24 protein-coding genes and 1 pseudogene are annotated in these 24,689 nt (G+C 69.8%); 9 read left to right on the forward strand and 16 right to left on the reverse strand.

The genetic code is table 11. The features are described 5' to 3' along the window. The first annotated feature begins 135 nt into the window (after positions 1 to 135). A complete protein-coding gene (gene serB, locus V1460_RS24270; RefSeq protein WP_338675727.1) occupies positions 136 to 1,350 on the forward strand; it encodes a phosphoserine phosphatase SerB in 1,215 nt (404 codons plus the stop codon). Between the two features lie 223 nt (positions 1,351 to 1,573). Here the strand turns inward: serB and V1460_RS24275 are convergent, their stop codons facing one another. The 4 genes and pseudogenes from V1460_RS24275 to V1460_RS24290 all read right to left on the reverse strand — a co-directional run bounded on the left by V1460_RS24275 (position 1,574) and on the right by V1460_RS24290 (position 3,549). Continuing rightward, positions 1,574 to 2,116 (reverse strand): histidine phosphatase family protein, encoded by a 543-nt coding sequence (locus V1460_RS24275; RefSeq protein ID WP_338675728.1) that lies wholly within the window; start codon positions 2,114 to 2,116, stop codon positions 1,574 to 1,576. Positions 2,117 to 2,206: 90 nt separating this feature from the next. After that, positions 2,207 to 2,407 (reverse strand): hypothetical protein, encoded by a 201-nt coding sequence (locus V1460_RS24280; RefSeq protein ID WP_338675729.1) that lies wholly within the window; start codon positions 2,405 to 2,407, stop codon positions 2,207 to 2,209. A 168-nt stretch (positions 2,408 to 2,575) separates the two neighbouring features. Beyond that, the gene (locus tag V1460_RS24285; RefSeq protein ID WP_338675730.1) at positions 2,576 to 2,692 is read right to left on the reverse strand and encodes an SGM_5486 family transporter-associated protein; all 117 of its coding nucleotides are present in this window, start codon (positions 2,690 to 2,692) and stop codon (positions 2,576 to 2,578) included. 4 nt (positions 2,693 to 2,696) lie between these two features. After that, a pseudogene (locus tag V1460_RS24290) lies at positions 2,697 to 3,549 on the reverse strand (hypothetical protein). A gap of 178 nt (positions 3,550 to 3,727) precedes the next feature. On the opposite strand from V1460_RS24290, the gene V1460_RS24295 reads away from it, so the two are divergent. Next, positions 3,728 to 4,414, forward strand: a complete 687-nt coding sequence (locus tag V1460_RS24295) for a FadR/GntR family transcriptional regulator (RefSeq protein WP_338675731.1) — start codon at positions 3,728 to 3,730, stop codon at positions 4,412 to 4,414. A gap of 65 nt (positions 4,415 to 4,479) precedes the next feature. Here V1460_RS24295 and V1460_RS24300 read toward each other — a convergent pair whose 3' ends face one another. The 3 genes from V1460_RS24300 to fabG form a co-directional block, all read right to left on the reverse strand. After that, positions 4,480 to 4,818: a hypothetical protein gene (locus tag V1460_RS24300; RefSeq protein ID WP_338675732.1), complete on the reverse strand. Its 339-nt coding sequence runs from the start codon at positions 4,816 to 4,818 to the stop codon at positions 4,480 to 4,482. Positions 4,819 to 5,046: 228 nt separating this feature from the next. Further along, the gene (fabI, locus tag V1460_RS24305; protein WP_338675733.1) at positions 5,047 to 5,814 is read right to left on the reverse strand and encodes an enoyl-ACP reductase FabI; all 768 of its coding nucleotides are present in this window, start codon (positions 5,812 to 5,814) and stop codon (positions 5,047 to 5,049) included. A 4-nt stretch (positions 5,815 to 5,818) separates the two neighbouring features. Continuing rightward, positions 5,819 to 6,538, reverse strand: coding sequence for a 3-oxoacyl-[acyl-carrier-protein] reductase (gene fabG, locus V1460_RS24310; RefSeq protein ID WP_338675734.1), 720 nt, complete (start codon positions 6,536 to 6,538; stop codon positions 5,819 to 5,821). Positions 6,539 to 6,847: 309 nt separating this feature from the next. Here fabG and V1460_RS24315 point away from each other — a divergent pair, with 309 nt between their 5' ends. From V1460_RS24315 to tyrS, 3 genes are all read left to right on the forward strand, one after another. Next, the gene (locus V1460_RS24315) at positions 6,848 to 8,371 is read left to right on the forward strand and encodes a TldD/PmbA family protein (RefSeq protein WP_338675735.1); all 1,524 of its coding nucleotides are present in this window, start codon (positions 6,848 to 6,850) and stop codon (positions 8,369 to 8,371) included. Next, entirely contained in the window at positions 8,368 to 9,768 is a 1,401-nt protein-coding gene (locus V1460_RS24320) for a metallopeptidase TldD-related protein (protein ID WP_338675736.1), read from the forward strand. The genes V1460_RS24315 and V1460_RS24320 overlap by 4 nt, the downstream gene beginning before the upstream one ends. Before the next feature lie 64 nt (positions 9,769 to 9,832). Continuing rightward, on the forward strand, positions 9,833 to 11,104 hold the full coding sequence (gene tyrS, locus V1460_RS24325; RefSeq protein ID WP_338675737.1) for a tyrosine--tRNA ligase: 1,272 nt from the start codon (positions 9,833 to 9,835) through the stop codon (positions 11,102 to 11,104). A 192-nt stretch (positions 11,105 to 11,296) separates the two neighbouring features. Here tyrS and V1460_RS24330 read toward each other — a convergent pair whose 3' ends face one another. Beyond that, entirely contained in the window at positions 11,297 to 11,572 is a 276-nt protein-coding gene (locus tag V1460_RS24330) for a GlsB/YeaQ/YmgE family stress response membrane protein (RefSeq protein WP_338675738.1), read from the reverse strand. A gap of 240 nt (positions 11,573 to 11,812) precedes the next feature. On the opposite strand from V1460_RS24330, the gene V1460_RS24335 reads away from it, so the two are divergent. Both V1460_RS24335 and V1460_RS24340 read left to right on the forward strand, forming a co-directional pair. Next, positions 11,813 to 12,157: a DUF3099 domain-containing protein gene (locus V1460_RS24335; RefSeq protein WP_338675739.1), complete on the forward strand. Its 345-nt coding sequence runs from the start codon at positions 11,813 to 11,815 to the stop codon at positions 12,155 to 12,157. 277 nt (positions 12,158 to 12,434) lie between these two features. Beyond that, positions 12,435 to 12,674, forward strand: a complete 240-nt coding sequence (locus V1460_RS24340) for a hypothetical protein (protein ID WP_338675740.1) — start codon at positions 12,435 to 12,437, stop codon at positions 12,672 to 12,674. A 25-nt stretch (positions 12,675 to 12,699) separates the two neighbouring features. Here V1460_RS24340 and moaA read toward each other — a convergent pair whose 3' ends face one another. The 3 genes from moaA to V1460_RS24355 form a co-directional block, all read right to left on the reverse strand. Next, entirely contained in the window at positions 12,700 to 13,689 is a 990-nt protein-coding gene (moaA, locus tag V1460_RS24345) for a GTP 3',8-cyclase MoaA (RefSeq protein ID WP_338675741.1), read from the reverse strand. Between the two features lie 176 nt (positions 13,690 to 13,865). Continuing rightward, on the reverse strand, positions 13,866 to 15,509 hold the full coding sequence (locus V1460_RS24350) for a cation acetate symporter (RefSeq protein ID WP_338675742.1): 1,644 nt from the start codon (positions 15,507 to 15,509) through the stop codon (positions 13,866 to 13,868). Then, positions 15,506 to 15,892, reverse strand: coding sequence for a DUF485 domain-containing protein (locus tag V1460_RS24355; protein ID WP_338675743.1), 387 nt, complete (start codon positions 15,890 to 15,892; stop codon positions 15,506 to 15,508). The genes V1460_RS24350 and V1460_RS24355 overlap by 4 nt, the downstream gene beginning before the upstream one ends. A gap of 267 nt (positions 15,893 to 16,159) precedes the next feature. Between V1460_RS24355 and V1460_RS24360 the strand changes: the two genes are divergently transcribed. Next, positions 16,160 to 17,692 carry a S8 family serine peptidase gene (locus tag V1460_RS24360; protein WP_338675744.1) on the forward strand — a complete coding sequence of 511 codons (1,533 nt, stop codon included), beginning with the start codon at positions 16,160 to 16,162 and terminating at the stop codon, positions 17,690 to 17,692. A 112-nt stretch (positions 17,693 to 17,804) separates the two neighbouring features. Further along, positions 17,805 to 19,142 (forward strand): CoA transferase, encoded by a 1,338-nt coding sequence (locus tag V1460_RS24365; RefSeq protein ID WP_338675745.1) that lies wholly within the window; start codon positions 17,805 to 17,807, stop codon positions 19,140 to 19,142. A 465-nt stretch (positions 19,143 to 19,607) separates the two neighbouring features. Here the strand turns inward: V1460_RS24365 and V1460_RS24375 are convergent, their stop codons facing one another. The 5 genes from V1460_RS24375 to V1460_RS24395 form a co-directional block, all read right to left on the reverse strand. Continuing rightward, the gene (locus V1460_RS24375; RefSeq protein WP_407077519.1) at positions 19,608 to 20,345 is read right to left on the reverse strand and encodes a VIT family protein; all 738 of its coding nucleotides are present in this window, start codon (positions 20,343 to 20,345) and stop codon (positions 19,608 to 19,610) included. 36 nt (positions 20,346 to 20,381) lie between these two features. Then, positions 20,382 to 21,611 (reverse strand): amidohydrolase family protein, encoded by a 1,230-nt coding sequence (locus V1460_RS24380; RefSeq protein ID WP_338675746.1) that lies wholly within the window; start codon positions 21,609 to 21,611, stop codon positions 20,382 to 20,384. After that, positions 21,608 to 22,909, reverse strand: a complete 1,302-nt coding sequence (locus V1460_RS24385; protein ID WP_338675747.1) for an amidohydrolase family protein — start codon at positions 22,907 to 22,909, stop codon at positions 21,608 to 21,610. The genes V1460_RS24380 and V1460_RS24385 overlap by 4 nt, the downstream gene beginning before the upstream one ends. A 75-nt stretch (positions 22,910 to 22,984) precedes the next feature. Beyond that, positions 22,985 to 23,869 (reverse strand): SDR family NAD(P)-dependent oxidoreductase, encoded by an 885-nt coding sequence (locus V1460_RS24390; RefSeq protein WP_338675748.1) that lies wholly within the window; start codon positions 23,867 to 23,869, stop codon positions 22,985 to 22,987. Further along, positions 23,866 to 24,672, reverse strand: coding sequence for an acetoacetate decarboxylase family protein (locus V1460_RS24395; protein WP_338675749.1), 807 nt, complete (start codon positions 24,670 to 24,672; stop codon positions 23,866 to 23,868). Before V1460_RS24395 ends, V1460_RS24390 begins: the two co-directional genes overlap by 4 nt. Positions 24,673 to 24,689 lie beyond the last annotated feature (17 nt).

Consider the following 24,689-nt stretch of genomic DNA (forward strand, 5'->3'; position numbering starts at 1 on the left):
CCTCCGGGCCGACCTGCCGAAACCCGGACGCCATCTTTCCGACACCGCCCTTCGCCTGCCGCTGTACCGGCGGCCGTCCGCTCCGCGGGACGGGGCGGCGCATGGCACGGAGTGCCCGATAACGTGGGAAGTACCATGAGCGCATCGCAGCCCCCTCAGACGTCCGCCGTCCCTACTCTTCTGGTCAAGATCTTCGGGAAGGACCGTCCCGGGATCACGGCCGGGCTTTTCGACACCCTGGCCGCCTACGCGGTCGATGTGATCGACATCGAGCAGATCGTCACGCGTGGCCGTATCACGCTGTGCGTTCTCGTCACGGCTCCGTCCTCGGGAGTCGAGGGCGAGCTGCGATCCACCGTCCACGGCTGGGCGGAGTCGCTGAAGCTCCAGGCGGAGATCATCTCCGGTACCGGTGACAACCGGCCGCGCGGCAGTGGCCGCTCCCATGTCACCGTGCTCGGACACCCTCTGACGGCGGAGTCGGCGGCGGCCATAGCCTCCAGGATCACCGGCTGCGGGGGAAACATCGACCGTATCTTCCGGTTGGCGAAGTACCCCGTCACAGCGGTCGAGTTCGCGGTGTCCGGCTGTGAGACCGAGCCGCTGCGCACCGCGCTGGCCACGGAGGCGGCGGAGATCGGTGTGGATGTGGCGGTGGTCTCCGCGGGACTGCACCGCAGGGCTCAGCGTCTGCTGGTGATGGACGTGGACTCCACCATGATCCAGGACGAGGTCATCGAGCTGTTCGCGGCGCACGCCGGGTGCGAGGACCGGGTCGCGGAGGTGACCGCCGCGGCGATGCGCGGCGAGCTGGACTTCGAGCAGTCCCTGCACGCGCGGGTGGCGCTGCTGGCCGGGCTGGACGCATCGGTGGTCGACAAGGTGCGGGCGGAGGTGCGGTTGACCCCGGGCGCCCGCACGCTCATCCGTACGCTGAAGCGCCTCGGCTACCAAGTCGGTGTGGTGTCTGGCGGGTTCACCCAGGTCACGGATGACCTGAAGGAGCGACTCGGCCTTGATTTCGCCTCTGCCAACACGCTGGAGATCGTGGACGGCAAGCTGACCGGGCGGGTCACCGGGGAGATCGTGGACCGGGCCGGAAAGGCGCGGCTGCTGCGGCGGTTCGCCTCGCAGGCGGGTGTACCACTGGCGCAGACGGTGGCGATCGGCGACGGCGCGAACGATCTCGACATGCTCAATGCAGCGGGACTCGGCGTCGCCTTCAACGCGAAGCCGGTGGTCCGCGAGGCGGCCGACACGGCGGTGAACGTGCCGTTCCTGGACGCGGTGCTCTATCTGCTCGGGATCACGCGTGAAGAGGTCGAAGCCGCGGACGTGCACGAGGACTGACCAGCCGCCGGAGATCGGGTGCACTGGCCCCCCACGGCGGGGAGGCGTCCGCAGCGGCCGGGGGCTCGCGCGGCGCCGAACACCGACGGATCCGCGCTCTGCGAGGGCTCGCCCGAAGGTCACCCACCATGCCGAAGAGGCAGTAGCGCACGGCCGACGAACCGGCGACGCAGCGTATCGGCCCCGTGTACGTGTCGCGCGCGGGGCAGATACGCACTCCGCGCTACGCGTGCGGCGCCCAGAAATCGATGAGCCTTCCCACACCGTGCTCGACGGACTTCCAGGAGCCGGAGAAGCCGATGACGGCGAACGCGGCGGTGGGGAAGCCGCCCCGGCTCATCCTGGCCAGGGCGTCGCCCTCGACAGTGCCGGCGAGGGCGTCGGCGAGTGCGTGCATACCCGGGTTGTGACCGATCAGCAGCAGATCGTCGATGTCGTCCGGGGTCTCGTTGAGCAGCGCGATGAGGTCACCGAGGGACGCCTCGTACATCCGCTCCTCGTAGACGGTGCGGGGCCGGTGCGGCAGCTCGTGGACCGCCAGCTTCCAGGTCTCGCGAGTTCTCGTCGCGGTCGAGCAGAGGGCCAGGCCGAAGGAGATGCCGGTCTCGGCGAGCCGGCGTCCTGCGATGGGAGCGTCCATGCGGCCCCGTTCGGCGAGTGGCCTCTCATGGTCGGAGACCTCGGGCCAGTCGGCCTTGGCGTGGCGGAGCAGGACGATCCTTCGCTCTGCGGGGGGCGTGTCTCCGGAAAGCTCAGCGGCACTCATGGTCCCCAGCTTCGCATGAATTCGGCCATCGGGCGCAGGGTGTTGACCACTGCCGCCGGGAAGCCCGCGCGGCCACCGAAGAGCCGCTCATCAGCCTGTCAGCGACTGTATGCGCTCCAGCAGGAAGTCGGACGACGGGTCGCCGACGGCATGCGCCTGGCCGGAGGCCGTCATCAGCACAAGCAGCGCGGCAAAGGCGACCACCGGCAGCACAAGCGCCCACCAGGGCAGCCGTATCTCGGAACCGCCCGGTTCGGGGGCGGGCGTCCGGGTGCGCGTACGAGCCGACATGACCGCCTCCGTGAGGGCAGCAGGTGGACGGGGCTGGGTGGCCCGGCGAATCACCGAGCTGCTTCCAACCTACGGATCGCGGCTCGGGTATCCCATCCGGTGATCCACCCACTTCACCCTGAGCCCGGCCCCTTAAGGGACGGGGGGACAGCCCTGGCGGCCGCCGTCTCAGGGCGAGGCGATCGAGGCGATGATCCCGATCACCACGGTGATGGCGATCATCGTGCCGAAGACGAGCAGCAGCTTTTTCTGGCCGTTCGGGGGGTTCGGTTCGAGCACAGGCATGCCGTCAGTGTCGCATCCCGGTTTCGTCCTCCACGGTCCGGTCCCGGCCTGCCAGACAGCCGGCGATCATCTGCGGCACCATGAGCCCGGCCATCAGGGCCAGCGGCAGCGCCCATCCTCCGCTGTGTTCGTAGAGCGCGCCGACCAGGGTCGGCCCGGGGATGGAGATCAGATATCCGATGCTCTGGGCGAACGCGGAGAGCCGCACGACGCCCGCACCGGTGCGGGCGCGCATACCGATCATCGTCAGGGAGAGCGGGAACGCGCAGTTGGCGATGCCCAGCAGCACCGCCCATCCCCACGCCCCCCGGCGGGGGCGAGGATCAGGCCCATGTAGCCGGCTATTCCGCACAGGCCGAGCGCGACGACGATCGGGCCCTGGTTCCGCAACCGCGCGGCCAGCCGCGGTATGGCGAAGGCCAGCGGTACGCCCATCACCATGACCAGGGCGGACAGCACACCGGCCGCGCCCGCCGCGATGCCCGCGTCGCGGAATATCAGCGGCATCCAGCCACCTTCCCCGCGCCCACGACGGCGGCGGGTCCGAAGCGCCGGGCCAACCGGGGGGCGGTGAGGCCGAACACGGCGAAGCAGAGCGCCGGAACGGAGGTGAGGACGCCTGCCACGGCACCACTCATGTGCAGACCGACGCGCACTTCGTCGAGGAGCGCTCCGAGGCTGGTGATCGCGGGGCGCAGATTCAGCGCGGCGAGTACGAGGCCTACGAGTACGAGCCGCAGGAGCCAGGCCGCTGATTCCGATGGGAGTGCCGCGCCGGGGGCCGGACCGCCGCGTGGCCGGGCGGGCTCGCTTGTCCGTGCGGCTGCCGGGTCGGGGGTTCCACATTCTCCAGGCATGAGCCCATCATGGAATCATGGGATGAATATTTCTCCATCGGTCGGACGTCCGAAGTGCCCCGCGCCGGTCGTCACAGTGGACGATGTGACATGACGGATGCGACATGACGATGGAGCATGTGTCCGCCGGCAACCCGACGGCGGAGGCACGGAGCCGACAAGGAGCACAGGGATCACCATGGCGCTGACCTCACCCCGGCGTTCCGCTCTCTCGGATCAGGTGATCACCGAGCTGAGGAACCAGATCACCTCGGGCGAATGGCCCGTGGGCTCACGCATCCCGACCGAGCCCGAGTTGGTCGAGCAGCTCGGCGTCGCCCGCAACACCGTGCGCGAAGCCGTCCGCGCGCTCGCGCACAACGGCCTGCTGGACATCCGCCAGGGATCCGGCACCTATGTCACCGCCACCAGCGAGCTGGCCGGGGTGATGCACCGGAGGTTCACCGGCGCCGACCCGCGCCACGTCGCCGAGGTGCGCTGCACCCTGGAGTCCTCGGCGGCTCGGTTGGCCGCACGGAACCGGACCGAGCGGGATCTGAAGCAGCTGGACGCGCTGCTGGCGCGCCGTGAGGAGGCATGGCGCACGGGCGACCCGAAGCAGTTCGCCGCCGCTGACGCCACCTTCCACCTCGCCGTGGTCGCGGCATCCCACAACGACGTGCTGACCGCGCTCTACGCGGATCTCGGCGACCTGCTGCGCGAATGGCTGCACGACTGGCTGCGTGAGGGGCCGGGCTCCCAGATGCGCCCGGAGGACCGCATGGACCACGCCCGGCTGGTGGCGGCGATCCGGGCGCGCGACGGGGACCTCGCGGCGTCCGAGGCCGCGAGCTATCCCGTCATGTGCCTTCGGGACGGGGACTGACATCCGCGCACGGGGCACCCGTCACAGCGCCCACCGCTTCGGGACGGAGCCGCCCGGGACACCCGTCAGGACACGCGCACATGGGTCACCCAGGCGTTGCCTATCTCCATCCAGCAGCGCTCGGTGAGGGTGGCGTAGGCCGTCGGGTTCACATCGACGGGGTCGCTGTCCGCGTCGATGTCCCACCACCGCGCGCACTCGACGTGCAGTTGCACCCGGTCGGTGTCGAGATAGGAGTTGCGGCAGTACGCGGTGGCGCGCGACCCCTGCACCACCACGTCGCAGTCGGCTCCGAAGGGGCGCGGCGGCACTTCGGCGCGCGGCAGGGAGGCCGCACTCGACGCCGGCAGGAGCAGACTCGTCAGCGTCCCCAGCACGGCCACGGAAAACCATGACGTACGCATAAGCAGACCTCCTCGGCCGTACGGCGGCACAAGCCGCTGCTGCACCACAAGAAGGGATTGCTCCTCCAGCCTCCCCCCACCAGTGGGGTTGCCGCCCGTTCCGCTACTCCGAACGAGCGATGCCCCGGTCACCCGCGCACGGCGGGTGACCGGGGCATCGACGGCGTACGGGTTACACCGGGCGTTACGCGACCGTTACATTACGCTGCGCAACAGGCATCGCGGGGGTCAGGCGCCGATGGCGTGCAAGCCGCCGTCCACGTGGATGATCTCGCCCGTGGTCTTCGGGAACCAGTCGCTCAGCAGGGCGACGATGCCGCGGCCGGTCGGCTCCGGGTCCTTGAGGTCCCACTCCAGCGGGGAACGGTTGTCCCACACGGAAGCCAGCTCGCCGAAGCCGGGGATGGACTTGGCGGCCATGGAGCCGATCGGGCCGGCGGAGATCAGGTTGCAGCGGATGTTCTGCTTGCCCAGGTCGCGTGCGAGGTAGCGGGAGGTGGCCTCCAGCGCCGCCTTGGCGGGTCCCATCCAGTCGTACTGCGGCCAGGCGAACTTCGCGTCGAAGGTGAGGCCGACGACCGAGCCGCCGTTCTGCATCAGCGGCAGGCAGGCCATGGTCAGCGACTTCAGCGAGAACGCGGACACGTGCATCGCGGTCGCGACGGACTCGAAGGGGGTGTTGAGGAAGTTGCCGCCGAGCGCGTCCTGCGGTGCGAAGCCGATCGAGTGCACGACGCCGTCGAGGCTGCCGAGCTCCTCGCGGACGAGGTCGGCGAGCCGGGCCAGGTGCTCGTCGTTGGTGACGTCGAGCTCGATGACCTTGACGGGCTTGGGCAGCTTCTTGGCGATGCGCTCGGTCAGGGTAGGCCGGGGGAAGGCCGTGAGGATGACCTCGGCGCCCTGCTCCTGGGCCAGCTTCGCGGCGTGGAAGGCGATGGAGGACTCCATCAGCACACCCGTGATGAGGATGCGCTTGCCGGCGAGGATTCCACTCATGTGATCAGTGACCCATTCCCAGTCCGCCGTCAACGGGGATGACGGCTCCAGTGATGTACGAGGCGTCGTCGGAGGCGAGGAACTTCACCGTGGCGGCGATCTCCTCGGGCTGCGCGTAGCGGCCGAGCGGCACCTGGGAGACGATCCCCGCGCGCTGCTCGTCGTTGAGCGCCCTGGTCATGTCGGTGTCGACGAAGCCGGGCGTGACGACGTTGAAGGTGATGTTCCGCGACCCGAGTTCGCGGGCGAGGGACCGGGCGAACCCGACCAGTCCGGCCTTGGAGGCGGCGTAGTTGGCCTGTCCGGCCGACCCGAGCAGACCCACGACGGACGAGATCAGCACGACGCGGCCCTTCTTGGCGCGCAGCATGCCGCGGTTGGCTCGCTTGACGACCCGGAAGGTGCCGGTGAGGTTGGTGTCGAGCACGGAGACGAAGTCGTCCTCGGACATCCGCATCAGCAACTGGTCCTTGGTGACGCCGGCGTTGGCCACCAGCACCTCCACATTCCCGTGCTTGCCCTCGATCTCCTTGTAGGCCTGCTCCACCTGGTCCGCGTCGGTGATGTCGCAGCGCACGGCGAGGCAGCCCAGTTCGGTCAGCTCCTCCGGCGGCTCACCCGAGCGGTAGGTGATCGCGACCTTGTCGCCCGCCTCGGCGAAAGCGCGGGCGATGGCGAGGCCGATGCCCCGGTTTCCTCCGGTGACGAGAACCGAGCGGCTCAACGGATCACCCTTTCGTTAGCGGCCTGATTGCGGATCTGTGTACGTACTGTCCTGCGAAAACCTATCCCTCCCGCAGCCGCGGTAGGGAATCGTCCTGCGACAGTGGCGTCCCCCGTACGCTGTGGGGACCCTACAGTCGGAGCGGTCGGACGACCGGGATCCGGCGCCTCGGCGATCGATCTTGGCGTATGGCCGCCACAAGGGCGGAATCCCCGTCGGAACCGCCGCCGTCGCGTGCTTGACTTCTTTCGGTGATCGAGCGGTGATCGAGCACGCATCCGCGAGGAAGACGAGAAGGAGAGGCCGCCTGTGCCCCATGACATCGATCCGACGTTTCTGGCGCTCCCGCTGCGGGCGCTGGCAGACGCCGCGCTCGCGCGTGCGCGGGCACTCGGCGCCGAGCACGCCGACTTCCGGATGGAGCGGGTGCGCAGCGCGGCCTGGCGGCTGAAGGACGCCAAGCCCGCAGGGTCTTCCGACACGACCGATCTCGGCTTCGCGGTGCGGGTGGTGCACGGCGGTGCGTGGGGGTTCGCGTCCGGGGTGGATCTGACCATGGACGCCGCGGCCCGGGTCGCCGGCCAGGCGGTGGCGATGGCGAAGCTGTCCGCGCAGGTCACCGCGGCGGCCGGGTCCGACGAACGGGTCGAGCTCGCCGAAGAGCCGGTGCACGCGGACCGGACTTGGGTCTCCTCGTACGAGATCGATCCGTTCACCGTGGCCGACGAGGCCAAGTCCGCGTTGCTGAGCGACTGGAGCGCGCGGCTGCTGAGGGCACGGGGCGTGGCGCATGTGGACACATCCCTGCTCACGGTGCACGAGAACAAGTTCTACGCGGACACCGCGGGCACGGTCACCACCCAGCAGCGGGTGCGGATCCACCCCCAGTTCACCGCGGTTGCGGTGGACGAGTCGACCGGTGAGTTCGACTCGATGCGGACGATCGCGCCACCGGTCGGCCGCGGCTGGGAGTATCTGACCGGCACGGGCTGGGACTGGGACTCCGAGTTGGAGGAGATCCCCGACCAGCTCGCCGAGAAGATGCGCGCCCCGAGTGTCGAGGCAGGACGGTACGACCTGGTCGTGGACCCGTCCAACCTGTGGCTGACCATCCATGAGTCGATCGGCCACGCCACCGAACTGGACCGGGCGCTGGGCTACGAGGCAGCGTACGCCGGCACGTCGTTCGCGACCTTCGACCAGCTGGGCAAGCTGGCCTACGGCTCCCCGGTGATGAACGTGACCGGGGACAGGACGGCCGAGCACGGTCTCGCCACCATCGGCTACGACGACGAGGGCGTCGAGGCGCAGAGCTGGGACCTGGTCAAGGACGGCACGCTCGTCGGCTACCAGCTGGACCGGCGTATCGCCCGGCTCACCGGACTCGGACGCTCCAACGGCTGCGCCTTCGCTGACTCCCCCGGACATGTCCCGGTGCAGCGGATGGCGAACGTGTCGCTGCTGCCGGAACCTGGCGGTCTGTCGACGGAGGACCTGATCGGCGGGGTGGAGCGCGGGATCTACGTGGTCGGTGACCGCTCCTGGTCGATCGACATGCAGCGCTACAACTTCCAGTTCACCGCGCAGCGCTTCTACCGGATCGAGAACGGCCGACTGGCCGGACAGCTGCGCGACGTCGCCTACCAGGCCACGACCACGGACTTCTGGGGCTCGATGGAGAAGGTCGGCGGCCCGGGGACGTATGTGCTCGGCGGTGCCTTCAACTGCGGGAAGGCCCAGCCCGGACAGGTGGCGGCGGTGTCGCACGGCTGCCCGTCCGCCCTGTTCCGCGGCGTCAACATCTTGAACACCACTCAGGAGGCCGGTCGATGAGCCCCGTCAGCAAGCCGCACGAGATCGTCGAGCGGGCCCTCGAACTGTCCACCGCCGACGGATGCGTGGTGATCGCCGACGAGCAGTCGTCCGCCAATCTGCGCTGGGCCGGAAACGCCCTGACGACGAATGGTGTGACCCGTGGGCGCACGCTCACCGTGATCGCCACGGTCGACGGGGCGCAGGGCACCGCGTCGGGAGTGGTGTCGCGTTCCGCGGTGACCGCCGGTGATCTGGAGCCCCTGGTGCGGGCCGCCGAGACAGCCGCGCGGGCCGCCGGGCCCGCGGAGGACGCCCAGCCGCTGGTCACCGGGATCCCGGCGGCCGCGGACTTCACCCAGGCCCCGTCCGAGACCTCGTCGGCGGTGTTCGCCGATTTCGCACCCGCGCTCGGGGAGGCGTTCGCCAGGGCCCGTGCGGCCGGCCGCGAGCTGTACGGTTTCGCCAACCACGAGCTGACCTCGACGTACCTGGGCACCTCCACGGGCCTACGACTCCGCCATGACCAGCCCACCGGCACCCTTGAGCTCAACGCCAAGTCCCCCGACCGGACGCGGTCCGCCTGGGTCGGCCGCTCCACCCGGGACTTCCGGGACCTCAAGGACATCGACCCGACCGCGCTCGACGCGGAGCTCGCCACCCGGCTCGGTTGGGCGGAGCGGCGGATCGACCTGCCCGCCGGACGTTACGAGGCGCTGCTCCCGCCGACCGCCGTCGCGGATCTGCTCATCTACCAGCTGTGGTCGTCGGCGGGGCGGGACGCCGCGGAGGGCCGGACCGTCTTCTCCAAGCCCGGCGGCGGCACCCGGATCGGCGAGTCCCTGACCGAGCTGCCGCTCACCCTGCGCAGCGATCCGAACGAGCCGGGTCTGGAGTCCGCGCCCTTCGTGATCGCGCACGCCTCGGGCGACACCGCGTCGGTCTTCGACAACGGCCTTCCGCTGGAGCCGACCCGGTGGGTGCGGGACGGTGCGCTGGACCGTCTGGTCACCACCCGGCACAGCGCGGACCTGACCGGGCTTCCGGTGGCTCCCGAAATCGACAACCTGGTCCTGGACGGCGGCGGGGAGCGCTCTCTGGAGGAGATGGTCGCGGCCACCGAACGCGGACTGCTGCTGACCTGCCTCTGGTACATCCGCGAGGTCGATCCGGCGACCCTGCTGCTGACCGGGCTGACCCGGGACGGTGTCTACCTCGTCGAGAACGGCGAGGTGACCGGTGCGGTGAACAACTTCCGGTTCAACGAGTCGCCGGTGGACGTGCTGCGGCGGGCGACCGAGGCGGGGCGGACGGAGAAGACGCTGCCCCGCGAGTGGAGCGACTGGTTCACCCGGGCCGCGATGCCACCGCTGCGGGTGCCGGACTTCAATATGAGTTCGGTCAGCCAGGGCGTATAACCTCGTAGCTGTTCATCGGACCCGGTGGGAACCAGTCGAAACCAGCTGAGGAGAAGCGAGAGACGTGACGGACATCGTCGACGAACTGAAGTGGCGCGGGCTGTTCGCCCTGTCCACTGACGAGGACGCACTGCGCAAGGCGTTCGCGGACGGTCCCGTCACGTTCTATTGCGGTTTCGACCCGACCGCGCCCAGCCTGCACGTGGGCCATCTGGTGCAGGCGCTCACCATGCGCCGGCTCCAGAAGGCGGGTCACCGCCCGCTGGCGCTGGTGGGCGGCGCGACGGGTCAGATCGGTGACCCCAAGCCGACCGCGGAGCGCACGCTGAACGACCCCGAGACCGTCGGGGCCTGGGTGCAGCGGGTGCGCGCCCAGATCGAGCCGTTCCTGTCCTTCGAGGGCGAGAACGCCGCGGTCATGGTCAACAACCTGGACTGGACGGCGGGTATGTCCGCCATCGAGTTCCTGCGGGACATCGGCAAGCACTTCCGGGTCAACAAGATGCTCACCAAGGACTCGGTCGCCCGCCGACTGGAGTCCGACCAGGGCATCAGCTACACCGAGTTCAGCTACCAGCTGCTCCAGGGCATGGACTTCCTCGAGCTGTACCGCCGCCACGGCTGCACCCTGCAGCAGGGCGGCAGCGACCAGTGGGGCAATCTCACCGCGGGCCTGGACCTGATCCACCGGCTGGAGCCGCACGCCACCGCGCACGCGCTGGCCACCCCGCTGATGACCAAGGCGGACGGCACCAAGTTCGGCAAGACCGAAGGCGGGGCCATCTGGCTGGACCCGGAGATGACCACGCCGTACGCGTTCTACCAGTTCTGGCTGAACGTGGACGACCGCGACGTCTCCACCTACATGCGCATCCTCAGCTTCCGAAGCCGTGCGGAGCTCGAAGAGCTGGAGCAGCAGACCGAGGAGCGCCCGCAGGCCCGGGCGGCACAGCGTGCCCTGGCCGAGGAGCTGACGACGCTGGTGCACGGCGCCGACCAGTGCGCGGCAGTCATCGCGGCGTCGAAGGCGCTGTTCGGCCAGGGCGAGCTCGCGGACCTGGACGAGGCGACACTGGCCGCGGCGCTCTCCGAGCTGCCGCACGCGCGGGTGTCCGAGCCGGGCCTGGTGGCGGACCTGTTCGCGGAGGTCGGCCTGGTGGCGAGCAAGTCGGCCGCCCGCCGCACCATCAAGGAGGGCGGCGCCTACGTGAACAACGTGAAGGTGACCGCCGAGGACGCCATGGCGGCGGACGGCGATCTGCTGCACGGCCGCTGGCTGGTGCTGCGCCGCGGCAAGAAGAACCTGGCGGCGGTCGAGGTGGGTGCGGCGGGCTGAGCCGCCCGCCGGGGGCGAGAGGTCGGGCACGATCGCTCTCTCCCCCGCTTCGGCAGGGAGAGGGGCCGGCGCACACCCACGGCCGCCCCGGGGCGAGTCGGGCTCTGAGGCGAAAACCGAACTCTGGGCGGAGCGGACCCTGAGGCATGTCCAGCGGCCGGGTGGGGAGACCTCCACCCGGCCGCTGCTGTTTCAGGCCTTCTGCCTTCTGGCGCGTACGTTCATATAGGCCATGTCGCCGAGGCCGACGATGACCACGGCGGCGACGATCTGGAGGATGTGCCGGGTCCAGTCGATGCCCGCGGTCTCCCCGACCCCGAAGGCGTTCGCGAGGGCGTTGCCCACGATCCCGCCGATGATGCCGAAGATCGTGATCAGCCAGAGGGGGCTGTGCTGCTTGCCTGGCAGGATCAATTTGGCAATGAGTCCCAGCACGAACCCGACGATGATCGCCCACAACCAGCCCATGGCTGCCTCCCGATTCGGCTTGACGTGAGCAGTGACGCGGATACGCGGATATCCGGCGGATATCCGCCAGTCTCATCCCATCCGCCATACGCCGCATGTCGGACTGCTTCCCGCATGGTGTGACGGTGCTGTTATGCCGGGTAGCGGCGACCCTCTCTCATGGCGGTGTCGGCCGCGGCGTACGGTGGGAGCAGGATCGGGCCGGGGAGAGTCCGGCACGTGGTCGGACGGTGGAATGCCATGCGGAAGCACGCTACGACCGAGGTCTTCCGGATCACCGGGGCTCGGCAGGGGCTGACGGACGATGTGCGCGGGCGGCAGCGCCGCTATGTGATCTCCATGGCGGTCCGGACCGTGTCCGTGGTCCTGGCCGCGGTGCTCTGGAACATCGAGCGGCACGTGGCGATCGTGGCGCTGGTACTGGGCGCATTGCTGCCCTACATCGCCGTGGTGATCGCCAACGCCGGACGGGAACGTCCTTCGTCGCTGCCGTCCGCCTTCGTTCACATGCCGGCGCAGCCGGCCATCGAGCCAGGCGCGCACAAGCCGGAAGAGCAAGCGGAACGGCACGCCCACCAGGACTGACGAGGGTCGCGCGGGACGCTCACGGACGGCGACCGGATACGGAACGGCAACCTCAAGAAAAGCTCAAATCAAATCATGCGGTTCCAGTGCACTGCAGGGGGTTCCCCGTGACATACTTCGTGTGCGCTCCGCATCCCCCGTCGGAGCGACAGACCGACGCCGGGCAGCTCCCCCCGTGGCTGCTCGGCGTCGCTTTGTCCACGGTGGATTGCGCTCGGCGCACCGCCCACCATCCGCCCCTCCGCCTGCCGGCGCCGGATCGCCGTGATGGGTGATCATGGAGAATGACCGGGTGAGTGATGACACGCCGATCTGCTCCGCCAAGGGCTGCCGTGCGCCCGCTGTCTGGGTGCTGGCCTGGAACAACCCGAAGCTGCATACACCGGAGCGCCGCAAGACCTGGCTCGCCTGCGAGGAGCACCGCGAGCACCTCTCCCGGTTCCTCGGTGTGCGGGGCTTCCTGAAAGACGTCGTGACACTCGGCGAATGGAACTCCCGGTCAGCCTCCGAGGGCTGACCTCGCATTCGCCGGATGGTCGCGCTCAGCCGCCGATGGCCGACATGGGACGAGCAGGCTGGAGGAAGGACGGGTCGTCCAGACCCGACCCGGCCTTCTTGCCCCACATCGCGGCCTTCCATATACGGGCGATCTCCTCGTCGAGAGCACCCGAGCGCAGTGCCCCGCGCAGATCGGTCTCCTCCTGGGCGAACAGACACGTACGGACCTGGCCGTCCGCGGTGAGCCGGGTCCGGTCGCAGGCCGCGCAGAAGGGGCGGGTCACTGAGCCGATGACACCGACCCGGTGCGGTCCGCCGTCGACGATCCAGCGCTCGGCGGGAGCGGAGCCGCGGGCGCCCTCGTCCTCGGGCATGAGACCGAAGCGCGTGCGCAGCGAGGTGAGGATGTCACCCGCGGTGATCATTCCGTCGCGCTTCCAGCCGTGCTGGGCGTCAAGCGGCATCTGTTCGATGAAGCGGAGCTCGTAGCCGTGGTCGATGGCCCAGGCGAGCAGTTCCGGGGCCTCGTCGGCGTTGAGTCCGGGCATCAGGACGGTGTTGACCTTGACGGGAGTGAGCCCGGCCTCCTGGGCGGCGAGCAGTCCGTCCAGCACATCGTGGTGGCGGTCACGGCGGGTGAGGGTCTTGAAGACCTCGGGCCGCAAGGTGTCCAGGGAGACGTTGACCCGGTCGAGCCCGGCGGCCTTGAGCGCGCTCGCGGTGCGCCGAAGGCCTATGCCGTTGGTGGTCAGGGACATCTTCGGCCGGGGCTCCAGCTCGGCGCACCTCTGGACGATTCCGACGAGACCCGGCCTGAGCAGCGGCTCCCCGCCCGTGAAGCGGACTTCGGTGATACCGAGGTCGGTCACGGCGACACGGATCAGCCGCACGATCTCGTCGTCGCTGAGCAGCTCGGGCTTGGTGAGCCACTGCAGGCCCTCTTCGGGCATGCAGTAGGAGCAACGCAGGTTGCACCGGTCGGTCAGCGAGACCCTCAGGTCGGTGGCCACTCGGCCATAGGTGTCGATCAGCACTGCGGCTCCCTCCCTGTGTCCGGAAAGCGTGTACAGGAATCCTTTACAACGCCGAGCCTACGTGAGAGCTCCGACGGTGACAGGTGCCGATTGCCACGAGGAACGGCACGGGCACGCCGTAGGTCTTCGTAGGACTCTACGACGCGGCCGTGGTCAGGCGTGTGTCGGTCCGCTCCTCAGTGGGCGGCGACGCCTGTGAGGGACTTGACCTCCAGCTCCGCGTACTTGCCCTTGTCCGGCTCTTCCTTGGACAGCAGCGATCCGATCCAGCCGAGCAGGAAGCCGAGTGGGATCGAGACCAGACCGGGGTTCTCCAGCGGGAACCAGGCGAAGTCCGCCGAGGGGAACATCGAGGTCTCCTTGCCCGAGACGACCGGCGAGAAGAGCACCAGCAGCACGGACGAGACCAGCCCTCCGTAGATGGACCAGAGGGCGCCCCTGGTGGTGAACCGCTTCCAGAAGAGGCTGTAGAGGAGGGTCGGCAGGTTCGCGGACGCGGCGACCGCGAAGGCGAGGGCCACCAGACCGGCGACGTTCAGATCGCGGGCCATCGCGCCGAGGGCGATGGAGACGACGCCGATGAAGACCGTCGCCCAGCGAGCCGCCCGTACCTCCTCCTGCTCGGTCGCCCTCCCCTTGCGGATGACATTGGCGTAGATGTCATGGGCGAAGGAGGACGACGAGGCGAGGGTGAGGCCGGCGACGACCGCGAGGATGGTGGCGAAGGCGACCGCGGAGATCACTGCGAGCAGGATCGGCCCGCCCGCGGAGTCCGTGCCGCCGAGGTGGAGGGCGAGCAGGGGTGCCGCCGTGTTTCCCGCCTTGTTGGACGCCTTGATCTCGTCGGGACCGACGAGGGCCGCCGCACCGAAGCCGAGGGCGATCGTCATCAGGTAGAAGGCGCCGATGATGCCGATGGCCCAGATGACGGACTTCCGCGCCGCCTTCGCGGTGGGCACGGTGTAGAAGCGGATCAGGATGTGGGGCAGACCCGCGGTGCCGAGGACCAGTGCGATACCGAGCGAGAGGAAGTCCAGCTTGGAGGTGCCGGTGGCTCCGTACTTGAGACCCGGTTCCAGGAACGCCGCGCCCTTGCCGCTCTCCTCGGCCGCCTTGCCGAGCAGTTCGGAGATGTTGAAGCCGAACTTCAGCAGGACGAGGAAGGTGATGAGCAGGGTGCCTGCGATCAGCAGGACGGCCTTGACCATCTGCACCCAGGTGGTGCCTTTCATCCCGCCGACGGTGACGTAGAGGATCATCAGTACGCCCACCATGGCGACGATCCCGATCTTGCCGGCATCGCTGGTGATGCCCAGCAGCAGCGAGACGAGCACGCCGGCGCCGGCCATCTGGGCGAGCAGATAGAAGATCGAGACGACGATGGTGGAGGTGCCGGCCGCGGTACGCACGGGGCGCTGGCGCATACGGTAGGCGAGGACGTCGCCCATCGTGAACCGGCCCGAGTTGCGGAGTGGTTCGGCGACCAGCAGCAGGGCGACCAGCCAGGCGACCAGGAAGCCGATGGAGTACAGGAAGCCGTCGTATCCGAAGAGGGCGATGGCTCCGGCGATACCCAGGAAGGAGGCGGCTGACATGTAGTCGCCGGAGATGGCCAGACCGTTCTGGAAGCCGGTGAACTGGCGTCCGCCCGCGTAGAAGTCGGCGGCGCTCTTCGTCTGGCGGCCGGCCCAGACGGTGATGGCGAGCGTCGCGATGACGAAGGCCGCGAACAGCGAGATGATCAATGGCCGGTGCTCGCCGGTGGCACTGGACGCCGCGAGGTGGCTCCCGGCCCCGAGCACAGTGCTGGTGGCGCTCATGCGCCCGCCTCCCTCTCCATACGGGACTTGATGGCTTCCGCCTTGGGATCGAGCTTCCCGGCCGCGTATCGCGCGTAGAACCAGGCGATCAGGAAGGTGCTGGCGAACTGGGCGACACCGAAGACCAGCGCGACGTTGACGTTGCCGAGCAGCTTGGTGCCCATGAAGCCGCCCGCGTAGTTGGAGAGCAGGACGAACAGCAGGTACCAGGCGATGAAGGCGACGGTCAGGGGAAAGGCGAAGGAGCGGTAGGTGCGGCGCAGTTCGCCGAACTCCGCGCTGTCCTGTACCTCGGTGAACTCCTCGGTCGTTGGCTGCGCGGGGACGGGGGCGGGGGCGGTGTCCGTGCCGCCGGACGGTGGCGGTGGTGCGTCGGTGGCCACGGAATCTCCTCGTGACTCGGGGGTCGTGGGCTTGTGAGCGAGGGGGTCTCGCGGTGGGAGCGCGGGTGCTGCTCGTGCGGCTCCCCTGACAACACACGGCGCGCTGGGGCCTGGGGTTCACTCACAGTCCGCAATTCATGGGTTCACTCCGGGTTTTCACACTGAAGTCATTGATGTGCTCCGATGATCGGGATAACTTCACTCGTCATGTACCCGCCCATTCGCAACAGGGGTGTCTGGGCGGACCACGGATGATGTGGAGAACCCATGGCTCATCTGCGTTCCAGGCGCACGCGCGCGATAGCGCTGCCCGTCGGCCTGGCGCTCACGGCCTCACTCGGTTTCCTGCCCACGGGCGCCGCTACGGCCGCCCCTCTCGACGAGGCCCCGGCCGCCGTGTCGACCGACGGACCGCTGCTGTCCTACGTCGTGAACACCCACGGTGGCCGCGGCAACGCGAAGTCGGTGAAGCGGGCGATCGAGAAGGCCGGCGGCACGATCGTGATCGCGTACGACCAGATCGGCGTCATCGTCGTCCACTCGCAGAATCCGGACTTCGCCAGGCAGATCCGCACGGTCAGGGGCGTCGCTTCGGCGGGCGCCACCCGCACCGCGCCGATCACCCCGCAGGCCGACACCGCCACCGGTGTGGAGCAGCCCCTCGGCGCAGCCGAGGCGGCCAAGGCGAGCGCGAAGGCCACGGACGAGCAGGACCCGTTCGAGCCGCTCCAGTGGGACCTGCCCGCCATCAAGGCGGACAAGGCCCACCAGAAGACGCTGGGCAGCAAGAAGGTCACGGTGGCCGTGATCGACACCGGTGTCGATGACACCCACCCCGATCTCGCACCCAACTTCGATACCGGGGCCTCCGCGAACTGCGTGACCGGAAAGCCGGACACCACCCCCGGCGCCTGGCGTCCGGCCGCCGGTGAGAGCGACCACGGCACCCATGTGGCGGGCACGATAGCCGCGGCCAAGAACGGCATCGGTGTGACCGGTGTGGCCCCGGGCGTGAAGGTGTCCGGCATCAAGGTCTCCAACCCGGACGGCTTCTTCTACACCGAGTCGGTCGTCTGCGGATTCGTCTGGGCCGCCGAACACGGTGTCGATGTCACCAACAACAGCTACTACACCGACCCGTGGCTTTTCGCCTGCAAGACCGACGAGGACCAGAAGGCCCTGCTGGAATCGGTCACCCGGGCCACCCGCTACGCGGAGCGCAAGGGCGCGGTGAACGTGGCCGCGGCGGGCAACTCCCGGATGGACCTGGCGGCGGACGAGCTCACGGACACCACCAGCCCCAATGACACCACGCCGGTGACCCGTGCCATCAACCCGCGCGACTGCCTCGACTACCCCGCCATGCTGCCGGGTGTCGTGACGGTCTCCGCGACGGGCGCGAAGGGCCTCAAGTCCTCGTACTCGAACTACGGAAAGGGCGTCGTGGACATCGCTGCCCCTGGCGGCGACTCGACGGCCTACCAGACGCCGGACGCCCCGGCGACCAGCGGGCTGATCCTGTCCACCGTGATGAACGGCGGCTACGGCTACAAGGCCGGTACGTCGATGGCGTCTCCGCATGTCGCCGGCGTCGCCGCGCTCATCAAGTCCACCCACCCGCGCGCCTCGGCCGCCGAGGTGAAGGCGCTGCTGTACGCGCAGGCCGACGACAAGGCGTGCGGTGGCCCGTACGACATCAACGGCGACGGGACCGTCGACGCGGTGTGCGAGGGCGGCAAGAGCAAGAACGGCTTCTACGGGGCCGGCATGGCGGACGCGCTGGACGCGGTGCGCCGCTGAGCAGCGGTGAATCCGGCTGAGCCGGAACGAGTGCGGCCCGGACGCGATCTTCGCGTCCGGGCCCTCTTGTTCCATCCCCTCCCGAATGGCACTGAGTGCCAGACTGGTGCTCATGGCTGACACTCCTTCCCATGGCACCGGTCTCCTCTGGGCGGCACTCGGCGGAGAGCCCGCACTGACCCGCCGCATCACCTACCGCGGACCGCACGGGCTGCTGCCCGCGCGGCTGCCCGTGATGGAACTGGCCCGCTCCGCGGTGGCGGTGTGCTCGCTCGCGGCGGCCGAGCGTGCCGCGACCCTCTCCGGGGGACCCGTACCCGCTGTGCGAGTCGATCACGGAGCCGTCGCCACGGCCTTCGTCAGTGAGCGGCACCTGCGGGTGGACAGACGCGCTCCGGTGTCCTTCGCACCGCTGTCACGGTTCTGGCATGCCGCCGACGGATGGGTACGCACCCATGCCAACTACCCGCACCACCGGGCCGCGTTGCTGACCGCGCTGGGCGCCGGAGAGGACGATCTGGAGGCCGCGCTCGGTGAGCGGCGGGCGGAGGACATCGAGGAAGCGGTGTGCGAGGCAGGGGGCCTTGCGGTCGCGCTGCGCACCCCGGCCGAGTGGGCGGCGCATCCCCAGGGCGCGCTGGTGGCAGGCCGGCCGCTGCTCACCCGGGAGCGGCTGGACGATGCACCGCCGAGGCGCAGGCGCGCCGGCGGACCGCTGCGGGTACTCGACCTGACCCGGGTCATCGCGGGTCCGGTCGCCACCCGGACCCTCGCGTTGCTCGGCGCGGACGTGCTGCGGATCGACTCACCTCGGCTGCCCGAACTCGCCGGCCAACACGCCGACACCGGCTTCGGCAAGCGCTCGGCGACGCTGGACCTGGACGACCCCGCGGACCGCCGCACCTTCGACGCTCTGCTCGACCAGGCGGATGTGCTGGTCACCGGTTACCGTCCGGGTGCGTTGGAGCGCTATGGACTGATGCGTACGGGCCTGGTGGTAGCGCAGATCTCGGCCTGGGGTGACGAGGGTCCGTGGGGCGGTCGGCGCGGCTTCGACAGCCTCGTGCAGGTGGCCAGTGGGATCGCCGCGATCGAGGGCTCCCCCGAGCAGCCCGGCGCGCTGCCCGCCCAGGCCCTCGACCATGCCACCGGCTATCTGCTGGCGGCGGCCGTGCTCCGTTCCCTCACCGAGCAGGACACCGACGGCGGCACCCGGCTGCTGCGGCTGGCGCTGGCACGTACGGCGCGTCTGCTGACCGCAGTGCTGCCTCGGGAGCCCGGCACCGGCACGGGGCCGTACGCGCCCGACGCATGGCTCGCCGAGACCGCGAGCCCGCTCGGCACGCTCCGCTACGCGCGCTCGCCGGTGGCGTACGAGGGCAGCCCGGCGGACTGGTCGCGGCCCCCGGGAGTCTGGGGCTCGGACACCCCGGAGTGGTCGACGTCCTGACCCCGCTCCCGGTGCCCTGCGGCCGGCTGCCACCCGGGCCCCGGAACGCTCTTCCGCCCCGCTCCGGCCAGCCGCCGGCGCTGCACAGGTCTCGGGCGATGGAGACGTGCTCGTGGGTGGCGACCCGCAGCGGGTCACAGGTCTCGATGCTCTTGGTGAGTCCGTACACCGGCCGCTCGGTCTCGGCGGTGGGGGAGCGGAAGAGCGGGTAGCCGACCGCCTCCACGATGGTGAGCGGCACGAAGGCAGGGATCGACCACAGCACGACATCGGGCAGGTTGGGCGCCATACGAGGACCGTAGAGGCGCTGGTGCGGGCGCGGCGGTGGCGCTGTTCACGAGCCGCTTCCTCGGCTGCCCCGTCGGTGCACCACGGTGCCCGCCACACGACTCCCCGGTATCGAACCGGCGGCGGGAGCCTGACGTGACTCTGTCAGGGATCTTGAGGATCCCTGACAGAGTCACGTCAGGCTCCCGCCGCCCCCAGCAGTGACCCCGCCACGTAGGTCACCCCCATCGCCAGCGCTCCCCCGGCGACGTTCCGTGCCATCGCGCGCCTCGCGGGTGCCGCGCCCAGGCGAGCGCTCCACCAGCCGGTGAAGGTCAGCGCGGTCAGCACCGAGAGCACGGTGACCCACAGCCGGGCAGACGCGGGTGGCAGCACGATGGCCAGCAGGGGCAGCAGGGCACCGGCGGTGAAGGCGAGGAAGCTGGCGCCCGCCGCGTGCCAGGGGTTGACGAGTTCGTCGGGGTTGATGCCGAGCTCGACCCCGGCATGGGCGCGCAGCGCGTCCCGCCGGGTGAGTTGGACGGCGGCTTCACGGGCGACGTCCCGGGTGAGGCCGCGGTCCTCCAGCAGCTCGGTGAGTTCGTCGAGTTCGGCCTCGGGCTGCTCGCGCAGCTCGCGCTTCTCGTCGGCGAGGGCGGCCTTCTCCGAGTCACGCTGGGTGGAGACGGAGACGTACTCGCCGGCCGCCATGGACATGGAGCCGGCGAGCAGTCCCGCGAGTCCGGCCGTGAGCAGGGCGCTCCGCTCGCTGGTCGCGCCCGCGACGCCGACGACGAGGCCCGCGGTGGAGACGATGCCGTCGTTGGCACCGAGTACCGCGGCGCGCAGCCAGTTGAGACGGGTGCCAAGGGTGCCCTCGTGCGGCTCGTGCTGCGGCTGCTGCGGCGAGGGGGTCGGCCCGGTCGGTTGCGTCACGCCACGGAGGATCTCATCCCGGAGGCCCCGGTGCGGTCACCACACGCGGACCGAACCGCCCGGTGCGAAGGCCGGGCTGGTGGCGTCGGCGGGAACCTCCTTCAGCGGCTCGGCGATCTCCTCGACCGTGGGGCCGACTCGCGCCGCCACGGCATCGAGCAACCCCAGATCGAAGCCGTACACACGGGCGGCGTTCCCACCGACCATCGCCGTGGTCTCATCTCGCGGCAGGCCCGCGTAAGCGATGCGGAGGCCTTCGCGGGAGTAGGGGGCCGTGCCCTCGTCGTGGGGGTAGTCACTGCCCCACATGATCTTGTCCAAACCGATCCGGTCGCGTAGCGGCACCTCGTGCGGGCGCATGAAGCTGGCGCCGACGAAGCAGTTGTCACGCCAGACCTCGCTGGGGCCCTTCCCCATCGACGAGGCGAGTCCGGCGCCGAACTTGGACTCGGCGGTGACGGCCCGGGATGCCGCGGAGACCAGCCGCCCGTGGTAGTAGTCGAGCATCTCCACCACGCCGGGAATCCAGCCCGAGCCCTGTTCGGTGAGCACCAGGGTGAGCCCGGGATGGCGGCGGAAGGCGCCGCCGAAGATCAGGTGCCACAGCGCCCGGTGGGAGAACCAGGTGGTCTCCACCATGAACACGGCTCGCGCGGCCGGTTCGTCGCCGAGCGGCGGGGATGCCGAGCCACCATGGTGGTTGACCGGCACGCCGAGTTCCTCGCAGACCGCCCACAGCGGGTCGTACACCGCCGAGTAGAGCTCGGGGATGCCCGAACCCGGTGGGGTGCCGGGCAACAGGATCCCGCCGGTGAGGCCGGCTTCCCTGGTGCGGCGGACCTCGGCGACCGCCTCCTCCACGTCGTTCAGCAGGATCTGCGCGACGCCGGCCCGGCGCCCAGGGGTGAGTGAGCAGAAGTCGGCGAGCCAGCGGTTGTGGGCGCGCAGGCCCGCCCAGCGCAGCTCGTACTCCTCCCCGGTCGGCGCCGGGGCCATCAGGGACGCGGAGGGGAAGAACGGCGGGATGGTGTTCGGGTAGACGACTTCGGCGACGATGCCGTCGGCTTCCAGTTCGGCGAGCCTGCGGGCCGAGTTCCAGTTGCGGTCGGCTGTGTCGGCCAGCAGGTCCTCGTAGGGGTTGACATAGCCGGCCGCCCAGGCGTCGAACTCGTCGTGGTGGCACTTCTCCAGGTACGGCTTGTAGTCGAGGAGGTCGGCTCCGGCATGGCAGTCGGCCGAGATGACCGTATAGCGGTCCTGACTCATCGGTTCACCCCCAGTACGGGGAAGTCCCCGCCGGTCAGCCAGTGCCGTCCCGTCTCGCGCGAACGTGCCCAGGACGCCTCAACCTCGGCCTGGTCGGGCGACTGCCCCAGGTCTGCCGGGGTGGGCCCGATACGGCGGGCGATCGGTGCGAGTGCCGCGATGTCGAAGCCGAAGACCTCGGCCGCGGCGAGACCGAGCATGCGGCGGGTCTCGGCGACGGGGATGTCGTGGAAGGTGTCCCGCAGCCACGCCCTGGTTCGGGGCCAGGTGCCCTCCGGGTGGGGGAAGTCGGAGCCCCAGAGGATGTTGTCGACGCCTATCTCGTAGCGCTGGGCGAGCTCGCGCCGTTTGGTGTTGGTGGCGCAGATGAACACCTGCCGGTCGAGGTACTCGCTCGGCGGGCGCTTCATCTCGGCGAACGGCGACAGCTTCTTGCCGCCGTGCGCGCCGAGATAGAGCCGGTCCATGAACCAGAGCAGGTTGGGCAGCCACCAGCAGCCGGACTCGGCGACCCCGAACCTGAGGCCGGGGTGGCGTTCGAACACACCGGACCAGAGCAGGAACCACAGGGGCCGGGCCGGCCACCAGGTGACCTCGGAGACGTAGATGCCCAGATGGTCGCCGTACTCATGGCGCGGTGCGGCGCCGGAGTGGGTGATCAGCGGCATGGCGGTCGCCGCGGCGGCTGCCCAGACCGGGTCGTAACGCCGGTCGTGGTACGGAGCCTTGTCCACCCACATGGACGGGATCATCAGCGCACCGAGCCCGGACTCCCGTGCCCGGTGGATCTCGGCGACGACGCGGTCCACGTCGCCGGTGACGGGCAGCAGGGCGACTCCGCAGTGCCGCTGCGGATGCTCGGACACGAAGTCGGCGAGCCAGCGGTTGTGCGCCTGGGCTCCGGCCATGCCGAGCTCGGGGTCCTGGTCGCCGGAGAGCCCGAGCCCCACGCCGAAGGGTGCGGCCGTGCCGCTGTCGACGGCGTCCGCGTCGGGGAAGACCACCTCGGCGGCCACCCCGTCCCCGTCGAGTTCCTTGATGCGCTGCGCGGAGTCCCAGCCGCCGCGCAGCCCCTCCTCGTTGTCGCTGAACCACTTGTCGGCGAAGGCCTCGTTGCGTACGCCGAGCCGGGTCATCTCCTCACGACGGCGGTCGCGTCCGGCGAGGAACCCGTCGAAGTCCCGGTGGAACCGGGCTTCGAGATAGGGCCGGTACTGCTCGGTGGGCAGACCGGCATGACAGTCGGATGAGATGATCAGATATGGGTCGTCGGGTGCCGGGGCGTACGGATCCGTCATGGCACGTCACTCCTACGGTCCTACGGTCGGTCCATCGGTCCACGGGCAGTGCGGTGGCAGCGGCCGGTGCGGCCGTCAGTCCAGGATGAAGCGCTCGAGGTAGGCGGGGTTGGCGCGGTCTAGCATCGACTGGGCGCGTGCGCGGATCTGGCGGTCGCTGTGCTCGCCGGGTGGGAGCATCCAGAAACGGTCCGCCCTGATGCCTTCCAGGACATGCTCGGCGACTTCGTCGACCGGGGTGAACCGCACCTCGTGGCCGGCCTCCCGCATCGCCGCCTCCCACTGGTCGAGACTGCGGTAGGGCGTGCGGCGCGGCCGCTGCTTGGCATAGCGGGCGGGTCTGTTGCGGTGCGACTCCCACAGGCCGGTGCGGAGCATATGGGGGCCCGGGAACAGGACGGAGACCCCGATCAGGGCATTCTCGGCACGCAGCTGCGCGTACAACGACTCGGTCATCGTCACGACCGCCGCCTTGGTGACGGCGTACACGGAGGCGGTGGGCAGCGGGGCGATACCGCCGTCGCCTGACGAGGTGTTGACGACGTGCCCGGGTTCGCCGCCGTCGATCATCCGGGGGACGAAGGCCTGGATGCCGTGGAACACCCCCCAGACGTTGACGGCGAAGGCCCACTGCCAGTCGTTGGGTTCGTGCTGCCACATGGGGCCTTCGGCCCCGGAACCGACCCCGGCGTTGTTGCACAGCACATGGACGGCGCCGAAGCTCCCGTAGACCTCGTCGGCGAGGGCGTGCACCGCGTCCCGGTCGGAAACGTCGACCACGCGGGCGAGCACATCGGCGCCGTCGGCGCCGAGTTCGTCGGCGGTCTTGTGCAGGGCGGCCTCCTCGACATCGACGAGTACGACCTTCATGCCTTCGGCGGCGAAGCGGCGGACCATGGCCCGGCCGATCCCGCTCGCGGCGCCGGTGACCACGGCGACCTGCCCGGGCGCGGGCCTCACCGGGACCTCCCCTGTGGCGGTCCGTCGAGGATCTGCGCCATGTCGTCGTAACGCTGGTGGAGGTACGGCAGCAGGGCCTGGGCACTGACCCGCTCGACCACGCGGCCCTTCTGGTCGCTGGTCTTCTCACCGATGGCGAGCTCCACCAGCTTCCGTACCGGCAGATCGGCGACCGGGTCGTACATCGACTCGCGCAGCACCACGTCGCCGCTGAGGCGTTCGAGCGTACGGAACTTCTCGTTGCGCACGCAGTGCACGAGCACCGGGTCGGCGTCGAAGCCCGAGCCCGTACCGTCCACCGAGGGAAGGCACTTGAAGTAGAAGTCGAGCTTCTCGACGGGCTCGGGCAGTGGCAGCGGGCCCGACACGGCGGCCCGCACCTCGACAAAGGCGATCCCGTGCCGGGAGAGCGCGGCCCGTACGACCAGGCCGTCGCGTTCGACCGTGACCTCGCCCAACTTCTTCGGCTCGCCGAACACCTCACGACCACCGACGAGGGCGCGTTCGGTGGTCATCGGCATGACGAGCGGATACCAGCCCTGCTGCTCGCCGTGTGCGGCGGCGACGGCGACGGACCCTGCGCCCAGGGGGTGTCCAGGAAGGTCCACCCGGCTGATGCTCAGCCTCACCAGGGGCCGTTCGGCCGGTTTGAGCGGGGGCGGGAGCACGGCCGCGATCACGTCCGGGTCGGTCTCCCACACCGCCGTGACGCCCGTGGACCAGATCTCGGGGATCGCGGCGGCGGCTGCGCGGGCCGCGCTGATCTCGGCCTCGGAACGCGCTCCGTACCGTACTCGTGCCATGTCGTACCACCCTTCGC

Origin of the sequence: Streptomyces sp. SCSIO 30461 (genome assembly GCF_037023745.1) — a bacterium.
GTDB lineage: Bacteria > Actinomycetota > Actinomycetes > Streptomycetales > Streptomycetaceae > Streptomyces.